This window comes from Photobacterium toruni, from assembly GCF_024529955.1.
GTDB lineage: Bacteria > Pseudomonadota > Gammaproteobacteria > Enterobacterales > Vibrionaceae > Photobacterium > Photobacterium toruni.
Genome location: NZ_AP024854.1, coordinates 1,837,077 through 1,851,477, shown reverse-complemented (window position 1 = coordinate 1,851,477; position 14,401 = coordinate 1,837,077). Strand labels below are relative to the sequence as shown.

Annotated in this window: 13 protein-coding genes; 7 read left to right on the top strand and 6 right to left on the bottom strand. The window is 37.0% G+C overall.

What is annotated here, in order from left to right:
- Window positions 1–78 precede the first annotated feature (78 nt).
- Window positions 79–2,046 (bottom strand): methyl-accepting chemotaxis protein, encoded by a 1,968-nt coding sequence (locus tag OC457_RS08820; RefSeq protein ID WP_080173332.1) that lies wholly within the window; start codon window positions 2,044–2,046, stop codon window positions 79–81.
- A 387-nt stretch (window positions 2,047–2,433) separates the two neighbouring features.
- On the opposite strand from OC457_RS08820, the gene hinT reads away from it, so the two are divergent.
- From hinT to OC457_RS08790, 6 genes are all read left to right on the top strand, one after another.
- Window positions 2,434–2,784, top strand: coding sequence for a purine nucleoside phosphoramidase (gene hinT, locus OC457_RS08815; RefSeq protein WP_080173196.1), 351 nt, complete (start codon window positions 2,434–2,436; stop codon window positions 2,782–2,784).
- 314 nt (window positions 2,785–3,098) lie between these two features.
- Window positions 3,099–3,494 (top strand): YcfL family protein, encoded by a 396-nt coding sequence (locus OC457_RS08810; protein WP_080173197.1) that lies wholly within the window; start codon window positions 3,099–3,101, stop codon window positions 3,492–3,494.
- 32 nt (window positions 3,495–3,526) lie between these two features.
- Window positions 3,527–4,120: a penicillin-binding protein activator LpoB gene (lpoB, locus tag OC457_RS08805; protein WP_080173198.1), complete on the top strand. Its 594-nt coding sequence runs from the start codon at window positions 3,527–3,529 to the stop codon at window positions 4,118–4,120.
- Window positions 4,121–4,155: 35 nt separating this feature from the next.
- The gene (locus OC457_RS08800; protein WP_080173199.1) at window positions 4,156–5,073 is read left to right on the top strand and encodes a phosphotransferase; all 918 of its coding nucleotides are present in this window, start codon (window positions 4,156–4,158) and stop codon (window positions 5,071–5,073) included.
- 157 nt (window positions 5,074–5,230) lie between these two features.
- Window positions 5,231–5,770 carry an alpha/beta hydrolase YcfP gene (gene ycfP, locus OC457_RS08795; protein ID WP_080173200.1) on the top strand — a complete coding sequence of 180 codons (540 nt, stop codon included), beginning with the start codon at window positions 5,231–5,233 and terminating at the stop codon, window positions 5,768–5,770.
- Window positions 5,771–5,948: 178 nt separating this feature from the next.
- On the top strand, window positions 5,949–7,238 hold the full coding sequence (locus OC457_RS08790; protein WP_080173201.1) for an NAD(P)/FAD-dependent oxidoreductase: 1,290 nt from the start codon (window positions 5,949–5,951) through the stop codon (window positions 7,236–7,238).
- Between the two features lie 87 nt (window positions 7,239–7,325).
- Here OC457_RS08790 and OC457_RS08785 read toward each other — a convergent pair whose 3' ends face one another.
- Entirely contained in the window at window positions 7,326–7,799 is a 474-nt protein-coding gene (locus OC457_RS08785; protein ID WP_080173202.1) for an FKBP-type peptidyl-prolyl cis-trans isomerase, read from the bottom strand.
- A gap of 283 nt (window positions 7,800–8,082) precedes the next feature.
- Between OC457_RS08785 and OC457_RS08780 the strand changes: the two genes are divergently transcribed.
- Window positions 8,083–9,081 (top strand): VirK/YbjX family protein, encoded by a 999-nt coding sequence (locus tag OC457_RS08780; RefSeq protein WP_080173203.1) that lies wholly within the window; start codon window positions 8,083–8,085, stop codon window positions 9,079–9,081.
- Window positions 9,082–9,256: 175 nt separating this feature from the next.
- Here the strand turns inward: OC457_RS08780 and OC457_RS08775 are convergent, their stop codons facing one another.
- The 4 genes from OC457_RS08775 to OC457_RS08760 all read right to left on the bottom strand — a co-directional run bounded on the left by OC457_RS08775 (window position 9,257) and on the right by OC457_RS08760 (window position 14,276).
- Complete coding sequence (locus OC457_RS08775) at window positions 9,257–9,505, bottom strand: YecH family metal-binding protein (RefSeq protein WP_080173204.1); 249 nt, start codon at window positions 9,503–9,505, stop codon at window positions 9,257–9,259.
- A gap of 96 nt (window positions 9,506–9,601) precedes the next feature.
- Window positions 9,602–10,153: a GNAT family N-acetyltransferase gene (locus OC457_RS08770; protein WP_080173205.1), complete on the bottom strand. Its 552-nt coding sequence runs from the start codon at window positions 10,151–10,153 to the stop codon at window positions 9,602–9,604.
- Window positions 10,154–10,240: 87 nt separating this feature from the next.
- Window positions 10,241–13,702: a transcription-repair coupling factor gene (mfd, locus tag OC457_RS08765; RefSeq protein WP_080173206.1), complete on the bottom strand. Its 3,462-nt coding sequence runs from the start codon at window positions 13,700–13,702 to the stop codon at window positions 10,241–10,243.
- Complete coding sequence (locus OC457_RS08760) at window positions 13,692–14,276, bottom strand: PilZ domain-containing protein (RefSeq protein ID WP_080173207.1); 585 nt, start codon at window positions 14,274–14,276, stop codon at window positions 13,692–13,694. Before OC457_RS08760 ends, mfd begins: the two co-directional genes overlap by 11 nt.
- Window positions 14,277–14,401: the final 125 nt, after the last annotated feature.

The window sequence follows — 14,401 nt, the reverse complement described above, 5'->3', positions numbered from 1 at the left end:
CTTTAAAAAGCAATCGTTTGCAAAAGGTGAGGGAAAACGATAAAAACTCATCGATCGTATAGTCGATGAGTAGACGCGTTATAATTTAAAACGACTTACGAGGGTATTTTGCTCAGTGGCTAAATGCTCAAGTTTGACACCCGTATCGGCCATTTCTTCCATGGTGTTATAACTATTATCGGCAATTTGACTAATGTCTTCTAAGCTACGGGCTATTTCAGCTGTCGTACAACGTTGCTCTTCGGCGGCTTGTGCAATTTGTGTACTCATATCACTTATTTCAATGATAATCGCTTGAATATCTTCCATCGAGCTATTGGCATTAGAAGCAAGGCTAATACTGTTATCCATTTCAGTGACACAGCTTTGCATCATGTTCATGGCTTGACCTGAACTGGATTGTAAATTTTTGATCATTGCTTCAATTTCTGCGGTCGAATCGGTGGTACGTTTTGCTAATACGCGTACTTCATCAGCAACTACGGCAAACCCGCGTCCTTGCTCTCCCGCTCTTGCTGCCTCAATCGCGGCATTAAGAGCTAATAAGTTCGTTTGATCAGCTATATTACGAATAACATCTAAAATTGAGCCAATATTACTACTCATTTTTTGTAGTTGTTGAACGGCGTGGACAGATTCATCTAAACGGGTAGAAAGTTGATGGGCTGTATTAATATTACTGGTCATCACTTCACGACCCGTTGCTGATGCCAGCTCCACTTCATTAACCCGTTCCATGGTGATTTGGGCGCTTTTTGATACGTCAGTGACTGAGTGCTCCATTTCAATCATAGCCGTTGCTGCTGAGGCTGTTTGTTGACGCTGATTGTTTAAGCGTCGTTTAGCTTCGGCTGTTGTGGCGTGGTTTTCTGTAGCAACAGTGCTTAATTCTGATGACGCATGGCTAATTTGGGTTAAAATTTGCTGTAAGTTTTGAGCCAGCATATTGATATGGTGGTTAAGTTGGCTAAATTCAATAAACGTACTGGCTTCTGTACGTTGAGTCATATTTCCTGCTGTAAGTGCTTCTAATGTTTTTAATATCGCCATTAAAGGACGGCGTACACTACGGGCTAAATACCATCCAACGATAATGGCTAGCAAGATCACTGCAATACCAATGATAATCGCTTTTGTTACTACTTCAGAATAGGTCGTATCTGCTGTTGCAATGGTTGTGCTCATCTGATCATTGGCTTGTTTATTGAAATCCCCAACAATATTCATGGATTGATTAATTTCTTTGGCTAGCGTTGCAATATTACTGTAGAGACGGTGTTGTGCTTGAATGTATTCAAAATGCTGATCAAGAACCCCACCAGGACGACCGATATCGAGTCCGTATTGTTCTACTGATTTGCCAAAAGCTTGAGTTAATTCTGGTTGTAATATAGATAAAGAACGGAAGGTGTTTTTAAGGTGATTAACACTAATTTTGTTACTTCTAATGGCTTTTTCGATCTCGGCGGTATCATCAGAAGCCAGCGCATCTAACGTGATCGTTTCCGTTTCTTTTAATTTTATAAAGTAGTTTTTAGATAACATTTTAACAGCAAGGTTATCTTGTTCATTAATGAACTCTTTCATACCAATGTTCAGTTCTGCTTGTAATTGCTGAAATTGACGCGCAGATTGTTGACGTTCGTTGGTGGCAAGCAGTAATAACCGATAATTAGTCATTGCAATAGTGGCTTCAGCAAAATAGCGTTGTTCTAATTCAGTTAGTGCTTGAATTGATCCTTTTAGTTGAGGATTATTTTTTGTTACTTGCTGTAATTGATTTCGAGCTTGCTGAAAGACGGTTGTTTGTTGTTCAAATTCTGCACTATAAGCTGCCATTGCTTTTGGATCTTGGCTGGTGAGGTAATCTTTAAATATTTTGTCAGCGACAAGCAGTTGTAAGCTCGCGTTATGTGATGCTGAAACTAGGGGGAGGGCATCTGTTGTAATGGATTTTAATTGATTGTGAATACGATCAACGCCATCAAGCATAAACATAATAGTGATAACAAATAATGCGACTAAGATAGCGAAGCCTAAGTACATACGACGTATGACTGAGGTTTGAGATTTTTTTTTCATAATATCCCTAATTTCATAAAGTTCGAGAATTGCGCCGTTAATAACCACAATATCCTTTATAACGATAGTTATTAGTGTAAAAGCAACGATAAAAGTGATTGATTTAATTGTTATAATTGATATTTGTAATATTACGTTAGTTTGATTTATCTATCGTCTTGAACTTCAAAATCTTAACGTTTTGGTGCTAACATTGATGAATATTTTGATGGTGGTTGCAAAAAAAACGGTAAAACATGAAATGTAGTGTAAAATTACCATTTAAAACAGTGTTCAATATTGCCCTCTAGACGAGGGTAGCGCATACTTAGCTCAGAATTAATGTAAGCTGATTATTTAATGGAGTCAGATATGGCTGAAGAAACTATTTTTAGTAAGATCATTCGCAAAGAAATTCCAGCAGACGTGCTATATCAAGATGAGTTAGTAACTGCATTTCGTGATATTAATCCTCGTGCGCCAAGCCATATTCTTATTATTCCGAATAAATTACTGCCAACAGTTAATGATGTTGAAGTAGAAGATGAATTAATGATGGGACGTATGTTTACAGTTGCACGTAAACTTGCAGAAAGTGAAGGCGTTGCTGAAGATGGTTACCGTTTGATTGTTAACTGTAATCCTTTTGGTGGTCAAGAAGTGTATCATATTCATATGCATTTATTAGGTGGTCGCCCACTAGGTCCAATGATTGTTAGCTAATAAGTCATCGATTCTTAGCATTAAATTGCAATAGAATAAGTTGATAATAAAGCTTGAGTATGAGGTGGCTAATCTTTTTATAATGATCAGCTATTGGTCACTCAAGCTTTTTTCATTTTATTGATTAAACTTATAATAGCAATCACAATAAGTTTCTGACCTTTTTTGTCATTCTCTATAGTAAATGCTCGCGAGATCGGTAGGAAATCTAATGTTTTTGAACGATGACCACATTAATTAATGAGATTGGTATAATGCTAATCCATAATTTATCGAAATGTAGGAGGCTACAGCCTAGCTGTATATAATGTAGCATGAGATATCTATCTATATTGTTGATTTTGTTTGTAACACTCATTACAGGGTGCAGTGGATCAGCAATATCAAAAATTAGTATTGAAAATAATAACCATCATGTTGTTATCGGTAATACCATTTTAGCAAATAAGCTTCAATTTAGTCATTCGAAAGCACAACGACGTGACGGTTATTTATATGCATCTGTTGATGTTATGAATAAAACTGACGCAACCATATCATTGAACTATCACTTTTATTGGTATGATGCGAATGGATTAGAAATAAACCATCCACCGTCACCATCACAAACATTGATCATTAATCATAATCAAGTTTTGTTATTGCAAGGGGTTGCTCCTAGTTCAACAGCAACGCAATATCGTATTGTGGTGGGTGATACAGATAATTGATGAATAAGAACAGTGACATTAAGGTAGTTAAGATGAAAAAGAGTGTAATGGCCTTGTTAGCAGCAGCAACGTTATTAGGGGGTTGTGCTCAACCAATTAATTATGGTGGTGGATTACATGGGCTTGAAAATGTAGTAACTAATTTTGGTTCTAGTGATTTAGAAAAGTTATCATCATCAATGGTTGATAAGATGTTAGCGTCATCAGCTGTTCGTTCTATGACAGCGCGTGGTGAACCCATTGTTGTTGTTGATAGTATTAAAAATCAAACTCGTCATCATGTTGATACGCAAGATTTAACTGCGATAATCACTGAGCGTTTACAAGATTCAGGTAAATTTAAATTTGTTGATCCTGCCCGTGTTAAAGCGGTACGCCAGCAGTTGAATTTCCGTGAAGATGATCGCTTTGTGAACCAAAGTACGGCGATTCAGTTTGGTAATATGGTTGGTGCTCAATATATGCTTTATGGTCACGTATCAACGGTAATGAAATCAACATCAAACGGTAAACAAGCATATTATAAAGTGACAATGCGCTTGATGGATTTAAAATCTGGTGTAATTGAGTGGTCAGATCAAGATCAAGTTATTCAAACGGCATCAACCAATAGTGCAGCTTGGTAATGATGTAGCCTTAGTATCAGGTGAGGTATAACAATATGGCTGATTATGAACATTTTGATTGTGATCTTTTAATTGCCTTACCTGATACTGAAGTGATATCAGCATGTGAACTGACGGGAGGGTTAACCAATCGCTGTTGGAAACTTACTTTATTTCATCCCTCAATGAATCAGACCAAGTATTACGTTTGGCGACCATTTTCGGTATCCACTCAAGCATTTGGTATTGAACGCCAGCATGAATATCAATTATTGTCGCTGATTGCCGATACCGAGTTAGCCCCAAAACCATTACAGTTAGTGATGAATGACAAGCTGCCAACAGCACAAGTAACAGGGCTGGTGGTTGAATGGTTAGCAGGCGTAGAAGCTACAGCAACATTTTCTGATCAGAGACTGTGCCAACTACAAGCAAAAGTACATCAACTTCCATTACCGTGGTGGCGGTTAGACGTTCACCAACGTGCCGAGCATTATTGGCAACAACTTCATGTAGAACATAAAACCTCATCTTTATATTCAATCTATCGTTTCTTTCAGCGCCAATTATTACCTGTTGCATTTGATGATTGTTGTTGTCATTTTGATCTGGGACGCTATAACGTTATCGTATCGTCCATGGAAAATGATTCCCTTGCTGGTACCAAAATTATTGATTGGGAATATGCGGCAGCAGGAGATCCCAGTCTAGATTTAGCGATGACTATTATTGCCAATAAGTTAGATATTGAACAAGCAGTAAATGACTATTGTAATTACCGTCAGTCTATTAATCGTTGTATTGACTTTAATCAGCATGAGTGGCTTCAAGCGGTAATAGCTTGGCAACCATGGTGTCAATATTTAGCCTTGCTATGGTATTTGGTTGGTTATGATATCTGGCAGCAGCCTGAATATTTACAACAAGCCTCGCAACTACAACAACAACTTATTCAATGTATAAATGCTGATTAAGTAATATATGGGTTGATTTTTAGCCACGATCGGATTTTGAGAATCGTTATATATTTTTGTTTTAAATTTGTTAAAACAATGCTTGGGTCATGGATTTAATTTAACGATGTAGGTATAGATAGTATGTGAAATTATTATTCGATAATGAGAGATAACAATGATTATTTATTTACATGGCTTTGACTCAACAAGTCCGGGTAATCACGAAAAAGTATTGCAATTGCAGTTTATTGATTCTGATGTTCGTTTTCTAAATTATAGTACGCTTCATCCTAAGCATGATATGCAACACCTATTAAAAGAAGTGCATAAATTGCTGGAAAGTACTGATGATCAACAACCACTAATTTGTGGTGTTGGACTGGGAGGATACTGGGCTGAACGCATTGGATTTCTTTCTGGTATAAAACAGGTCATATTAAATCCAAATTTACATCCGGAGTCTAACATGGAGGGTAAAATAGACCGTCCAGAGGAATATGAAGACATTTTGACAAAGTGTGTAACAAATTTTCGTAAAAAAAATACGGGAAAATGCCTTTGTATCCTTTCAACTAATGATGAAGTGTTAGATAATAATCAAACAAAAGATGCGCTAGATCAATTTTATGATATTATTTGGGATAATCATGAGTCCCATAAATTTACAAAAATCTCGCAGCATCTACAAAAAATAAAAGCGTTTAAAGCGCAGTAATAACGGAACCATTACCTCCTACATATCACAGACGGGTCGTAGATCCGTCTGCCTACACGTGTGAACTAAAAGATATAGATACTTTTTCGCCTAGCAGTCTTTATGCTTGATTATTTATCATCAGCAGACTGCTGTGCAATTCAGTTTTTAAAAATCATAAAATAGAGAGGAAGCTATCTTGACACGTATAATCGTTGTGGGTGGTGGTGCTGGTGGCTTGGAGTTAGCTACTAAATTAGGTCGTACATTGGGCCGTAAACGTCGTGCAGAAATTACATTAGTTGATCGTCGCGCTAGCCATTTATGGAAACCATTGTTACATGAAGTTGCAACAGGGTCATTAGATGCTGGTGTTGATGCGATTAGTTACCGCGCACATGCTAAAAACCATTCATTTGATTTCCAGATGGGATCATTGCAGGGAATTGATCGTGAAACAAAAACGATCACACTAGCAGCATTATATGATAAGCAAAATGAGCTATTGGTGCCTGAGCGTTCGTTAGAATATGATATTTTAGTGCTAGCGTTAGGATCAACTTCAAATGATTTTAATACTCAAGGTGTACGTGATAATTGTATTTTCCTTGATAGCCCAGAACAGGCGCACCGTTTCCGAAGTGAAATGAACAACCAATTCATGAAGTTACATGCTAATAAAGAGCAAAAAACGGTTGATATTGCGATTGTAGGTGCGGGTGCAACTGGGGTTGAACTTTCAGCTGAATTACATAATGCAGTTCAAGAGCTTCATAACTATGGTTTTGGTGATCTTGATAGCTCACGTTTGAACATTAACTTAGTTGAAGCAGGTGAACGTATTTTGCCTGCACTGCCACCGCGTATTTCACAAGCGGCACACAATGAATTAACTAAATTAGGTGTGAATGTTCGTACAGCAACAATGGTAACTAAAGCCGATGAAACAGGCCTAACGACCAAAGATGGTGAGCACATTCCAGCACAAATTATGGTGTGGGCTGCAGGCATTAAAGCCCCTGATTTTATGAAAGATATCGCAGGTCTTGAAACTAACCGTATCAATCAGTTAGTGGTGAAACCGACGCTACAAACAACTCGTGATGACAATATTTATGTGATTGGTGATTTAGCATCATGCGTACAAGAAGATAGTTCATTTGTACCACCACGAGCTCAAGCTGCACATCAAATGGCAAGTCGTTGTTTCTCTAATATCGTTGCTAAACTATCAGATCGTGAGCAAAAACCTTACATCTATAGCGACCACGGTTCATTAGTATCATTAAGCCGTTTCTCTACTGTAGGCAGTTTAATGGGGAATTTATCTAAAGGTTCGATGATGGTTGAAGGCCGTATTGCCCGTATGGTTTATATTTCATTGTATCGTATGCATCAAATGGCGTTACATGGTATGTTTAAAACAGGTTTGATTATGCTAGTTGGGCGTATTAACCGTGTTCTTCGTCCTAGCTTAAAACTGCACTAAGATCTTATTAGTATAATAAAAAACGCCAGTACAATGACAATTCTTGTTAGTTGAATGTCATACTGGCGTTTTTATTGGCGTTGATAATTAATTAATTTTAAATAACTCAACATCAAAAATCAGTACAGAACCTGGTGGAATACTGCCAGCACCATTGTTACCGTAAGCAAGATTTGCAGGAATAAAGAAACGTACTTTTTCACCAACAACCATATGTTGTAAGCCTTCCGTCCATCCTTTAATCACTCGATTTAATGGAAATGAAATTTTTTCACCACGATCAACTGAGCTATCAAATACGGTACCATTGATTAATGTTCCGTGATAATGCACCGTTACTGTATCCGTTGGTTTTGGATGTTCAGTTCCTGTACCTTGTTGTAATACTAAATATTGCAAGCCAGAAGCTGTAGTGTGTACACCTTCCTTTAGTTTGTTTGCCGCAAGAAATTCCTGTCCAATTTTAATATTTTCTTGAGCCGCTTGTTTGTTGCTGTAAGAGCGATAAAGAAAAAATGCAACTAATGCAGCGATAACTACTGCGATAATAATTTTTGGCACTAGTGTGTCCTTACTAAATGAATTTTATTAATAATATCATTCTCTTTCCGAAGTAACAGTATGAAAATACGATATAAGGATTAAATTTGAATGTGGAAGATATAATCATTTTATTTTTTATAGCATATTGGCAGCATAATTATTCGTAAAAAATCTTATCCATGTTTTACATTTTATATTGCTAGTTGATTTGAATTCTCGTTACTGTAGTATACTTAATTGACATATTTCAATGGTGGATTATTCTTGTGGAAGTTATAAGTATAAGGTTGATAGATAGAAAATGAACAATAATTTTAATAATATAAATTTACTTCAGCAAGGAGAGTTAGCTGATGTAAAATATGAATTAAATCTTGATAATTATTTTTTTCATAATATAAAAAATATTGCTAATCGTCTTAATTATAAATCTTCTGGTTGGAAGAAAAAGCGTAAAGATATACGATTTATGATATGGAGCTATTTGCATTATTCGCGCTTAAAGCACTTAATGAATACCTTTTTAACTCCCAATCTTAGTGTGATATTAGCGTTACATCCACATATTATAAAAAAGCCATTTAAACCTTATTTATGCGTGAATTGGAATAAAAACCAGAGAATTACTTCAGTAACTCAACATTTTAAATGCATGGCAGAGCTGTTTTCGTTTAATTTACCCTTAATTTATCGAGATGAAGGTTATTGCATATTAGAAATAGAAGATCGTAATGAAGCTAAATATAAATTGATATTAGATCGCGGTCAAAATAGAGAAGGGGCGTTGGGTCTACGCTTAGTGAATGATAAAAATCAACGTATCTATATGATAACAATGAATTTAAGTCATGAATATCAAGGTTCAATGTATATCGGTTCGATACAGGGACCTAATCATGATGTCGCAAATAGAAATGATGTAATAAAAGCATTAACAAAAGGGTGTCATGGACTACGACCAAAAGCATTAATCCTCGAATTTGCCATAATGCTTGCTCGTAGTTTGGATTTAAAAATGTTATTTGGTATTAGTAATAAATCACATATGTATCAGTCTTGGAGATATATTGGCCGTAAGCGTAATGTGGTGACTTTTGATTATGACAGCCATTGGCAAGAATATAATGCCGAAGTTTTTGATGGTGATTTTTATAAAATACCATTAGATATTATAAAAAAAGACTTAGAAAGTTTAAATAGAAATAAAAGAAAGTTATATACCAAACGCTATCAGTGGCTAGAGGAAACTGAGGTATTATTTGATGGTCGTATTTCAGAAATAATAACTAAAAATAAATAATATTTGTTGTTAGATATTTTCAATATAATAAAAAATATAAACTTACGATCCGTACTCTATATATTAAAGTACGGATTGCTTATTTGTAGCTTTATAAAATGTATTGAATTATAAATAATTTTAATAAGCACTAATGCCAGTAAATATACAAACACTAATGCTATGGATGATTACTTTAGTGATGACAGATTTTATCTCGATCTGTATGTAAATTATCACTATCAAGTGTGATTTTATTACGAGATAAAAGAAAGGTAATTAGTGCATCTAATGAGAGATCATTTAATTTACAGGTATGAAAGTGAACGTCAGTTCCCCAATGTTGTTCGACATACGCGTGTAATGTTTTGATTGTGAAGGGAGTTGATGCTTCTGCAATAAGGTTTAGTACATCGTGGCCATGGCGACTATCTGTTGTGTGCATAATGAATAACTATTTTTATAAAATAAAGGATTAGTAATGTTACCTGAAATTGGTGTATTAAAGATTGATGTATACCAATATCAATACGGTTAGTGCTTAATATAAATCTTGTGGTACGAGTGAATATACATAACCATTTATAGGCATGTTTTGATAGAAGATACGATTTCTTGCTTCACATTCAAATACCGCATTACAAGCGAGAGCCGTTTTCTGACTGGCATAATTATCAATATGGGTAATAATTTCTAGGCGAGTAAGACCGAGCATTTGAAAGGCAAATTGAATAATTGCAATATTTGCTTCAGTAGCCAGCCCTTGACGGTGATAATTGTGGGTGATCCAATAGCCAAGATTGGCTGAGTTGAATAATGGTACAATGGCACTGAGAGAAACGGCCCCTACAAATTCATCATTAAATCGATCAAAAATAGCCAATTCATAGCTGTAATCGTGTTGCCAACTTAAACGACTGGCCTCGATCCACTCATAAGCTTGCTGTTGATCAAAATCAGTATCACACCATTCTAACCAAGGTTGAAGGCATTCACATGATTGATTGACGGCTTTAACAAAAGCGGTTAAATCAGCAGGCTTAAAAGGGCGTAAAACAAGGCGTGGAGTTGTCAGTTCAAAATCAAGTTTCATGATTATTTGGGTCCATGAAGTGATAGTAGTAATGTAATTTATATATTAAAGAAAGAGCCCCAGACGCAGTGTCTAGGGCTAGCGATGTTAAATCATATTTTCTCTGAACTGATTCAGTAGATCTTCAATGAATTTAATTCTCTTCTTGCGATCTGTTTCACTGGCTACAATTTTTAACTTCGTCGGTCCTTCCATTCTGAAATTATGAGGCTGTGTTTGCAGTAAGCCAACCAAGAAATGAGGATTAATAGCCGCGTCTTGTTTAAATTCAAGGTAACCGCCTTTTTCATTACTCTCGACTTTCTTAACCCCGATGATTGCAGCTTTGAGTTTAAGATTATTAACTGTGAGTAGGTTAGTTGCTGCTTCTGGTAATAAGCCAAAACGGTCGATTAATTCCACTTTAATTTCATTTAGCTCAGTGTCATCTTTTGCACTAGCGATACGCTTATAAAGTGATAAACGAGTATTAATATCAGGAATATAATCATCAGGTAGTAATGCTGGAATTCGCATTTCTACTTCAGCTTGTTGCTTGAGTAGATCATCAAGTGTTGGCTCTTTACCTTCACGTAATGATTCAACCGCTTGTTCTAGCATTTCCATGAATAGGCTAAAACCAACGGATTGAATTTGACCACTTTGCTCATCACCCAATAACTCACCAGCACCACGAATTTCTAAATCATGGGTTGCTAGGGTAAAGCCTGCTCCCAGATCTTCTAATGAAGCAATTGCTTCTAAACGCTTAACGGCATCTTTGGTCATACGTTTAGGATGCGGTGTTAATAGATATGCATAAGCTTGGTGATGGGAGCGACCAACACGACCACGTAATTGGTGTAATTGTGCTAAACCAAGGTTGTCAGCGCGATCCATAATAATCGTATTTGCAGTTGGAACATCAATTCCGGTTTCAATGATGGTGGTACAAACTAGCACGTTAAAACGTTGATGATAAAAATCACCCATGATTTGTTCAAGTTCACGTTCACGCATCTGACCATGAGCAAAAGTGACTCGTGCTTCTGGAATTAATTTGGCTAAATCTTCAGTTGTCTGTTCAATGCTATCAACTTCGTTATGTAAGAAATAAACCTGTCCACCACGGCTAATTTCACGCAAGATGGCTTCACGAATAATATTTTCATCACTCTGACGAACAAAGGTTTTTATTGCTAAACGACGTGCGGGTGGAGTAGCAATAATCGATAAATCACGCATACCACTCATCGCCATATTAAGGGTTCGAGGAATGGGTGTTGCAGTTAGCGTTAGAATATCAACGTCGGCGCGAATCGCTTTGATTTTTTCTTTTTGGCGAACACCAAATCGGTGTTCCTCATCAACGACGAGTAATCCTAGATCATGGTAGTTAACGCTGCTATTGAGCAGTTTGTGAGTACCAATAAGAATATCAATCTTACCTTCTTCAACATCTGCCAGAATCTGTTTTTGTTCTTTGGCTGTTTTAAAGCGTGATAAGACTTCTACACGGACAGGTGTATTGGCAAAACGGTCTCGAAAGTTTTCGAAATGTTGCTGTGCCAATAATGTTGTTGGTACCAGTATTGTGACTTGTTTATTATTGTCGACCGCCACAAAAGCTGCTCGCATTGCGACTTCTGTTTTACCAAAACCTACATCACCACAAACCAAGCGATCCATGGCTTTTGGTTGACACATATCAGAAAGAACGGCATTAATGGCTAATGCTTGATCATAAGTTTCTTCATAAGGGAAACTGGTGCAAAAGTCTGCATAGCTTTCACGGTCAAGCTTGAATTTAAAGCCAGGTTTAAGTTCACGCATGGCGTAAACTTCGAGTAATTCTGCCGCAACGTCACGTACTTTTTCAGCGGCTTTACGGCGTGCTTTTACCCATGCTTCACCACCTAATTTATGAATCGGGGCTGTTTCTTCTGCGCCACCAGAATAACGGCTAATTAAGTGTAATGAGGCAACGGGTACATACAGTTTGGCACCACCTTGGTATTCAAGAGTGACATATTCAGTTTTTATTCCGCCAGCTTCTAGTGTTTGTAAGCCTTGATAACGCCCAATACCATGATCGATATGAACCACGGGTTGACCAACTTGTAACTCGGCAAGGTTACGAATGATAGTGTCGGCATTAACGGTGGTTTTTTTATCATTGCGGCGACGCTGCTGAATTCGCTCACCAAGCAAATCACTTTCACAAATAAAAGCGACAGCAGGTTTTTCAAGTATAAAACCATTTTCAGCTGCGCCAATAACAAGACAATGCTTGGCTTTTTTATCCGCCATTGCTGCTTCAAGACTATCAAAAACAGTTGGACGGAGCTTTATTCGAGCTAACAAATCAAATAATGCTTCACGACGACCTTCTGAAGCTACTGAGAAAATAATTTTCCCTTTAAATTGCTCTGTAAAGTGACGTAATTTTGCGAATGGTTCTTTAAGTTGATGATTAATCGTTATCGTAGGTATTGGTGTTAACGCTGGGTTATAACGGCCTGCTTTTTCAGTATCAATAGCTTCGTGTTGTATTCTTACGCGAGGCAGTTGCTTAAAACCTGCGAACATCTCTTCTTTAGTAAGCCATAATTCTTTGGGCGCAAGTAACGGCCTTAATGGATCGATACGGCGTTGATCATATCGATATTCAGCATCATGCAAGAACGTATCTACTGCAGGTTCTAAATCACCTAATGTCACTAATAATGAATTTGTGGGTAAATAATCAAATAAGGTTTCAGTGTGATCAAAAAACAGCGGTTGCCAATATTCAATACCTGTTGGCCAGATTTTTTTACTGACTTGTTGATAGATAGATTCAGGTTCGCGACGCGCTTCAAATCGTTCACGCCATCGCATACGGAAATTTTCTATTGCGAGTTCATCGGTAGGGAATTCATGCGCTGGTAATAAATCTATTGCGGATATTTCTACTGTTGAACGCTGATTTTCAGGATCAAATTGACGAATCGAATCCACTTCATCATCAAAGAAATCAATACGGTAAGGCGCATTACTGCCCATAGGGAATAGATCGACTAAGGAGCCTCGGCTAGCATATTCACCATGTTCCATCACTTGATCAACATGACGATAGCCTGATGCTTCTAGTTGTAATCGTAATTTTTCAAGCGAAATACGATCATCTTTTTTGACGATTAACGCATGTTGATGAATAAATGCTTGGGGTGTTAGGCGTTGTAATAGCGTGCTAATAGGGACTAAAATAATGCCATTCTTTTGTGTTGGCATTTTATATAAGCGAGCTAAACGTTCGGAGATAATATCTTGATGAGGCGAGAAATTATCATAGGGTAATGTTTCCCAATCAGGAAAAACATGGACGTCAAGATCACAAAATTGGGTGATCTCTGGCTGTAGTTTTAACGCAGTTTGCGTATCCGCAACGACGGCAAGTATTGGACCATTATGTTTAGTGGCTATTTCTGCTAATGACAATGCCAATGCAGAACCAGATAAATTACCGATGTAACGATTATCCCCAGATTTTTTTGGTAAGGGGATTGAGAGTAATGTTTTATTCGTCATTGTTATTATTCATATTTCGTTGTTGGGCCCGCTGACGTAAAAGCTTTTGTTGGCAATGCAGTGCAGCACGGATTAATAAATCACGATCTTCTTCTAATAGTCGCGTGTAGTGCAACTGAATTAAAAAACGGTCATCTGAAACGGAGCAAGTAATTACCTCTGCATAACAATATATAGCAGCAGCTGGATGATCTAAAAATAGTTTAACGGTGACATTTTGCCCGAGTGTAAAAGAGTGTGGGCTATAAAAGCTTAGATTACTGGCACCAAAGGTTTCAGTGATATAACGATAATTAGCATTATTTTGTTGAGATAGCACGTAAGATAACAGTAGGTTTATTTTACTATTTTGAGCACTAAGATAATCGATTAATGCTTTACTGTCTTCTTTTCCAAAGCCCGTTAATAGACGTTCTGCATTTTCTTCGAGCGTGTTACATTCTCTGGCTATACGGAACAGTGGTGGAATTTCAGCACTAAAGGTTTTGATGTTAGGAAGTGATTTACCGTTGGCTAGTGGCTCAACATTAATTGTTAGTCCTAATTGAACTGAAAAATATTCATCTTGTCTCATTGCTTACTCACTGCCAGTTAATTGTCATCGAGTGTGTCATTATATTTATTATGTAACCAACGCTAATATTGGTGACATTGATACTGATTATTACTTAGAGCGAACTTACGAGCAAGTGATCTCAG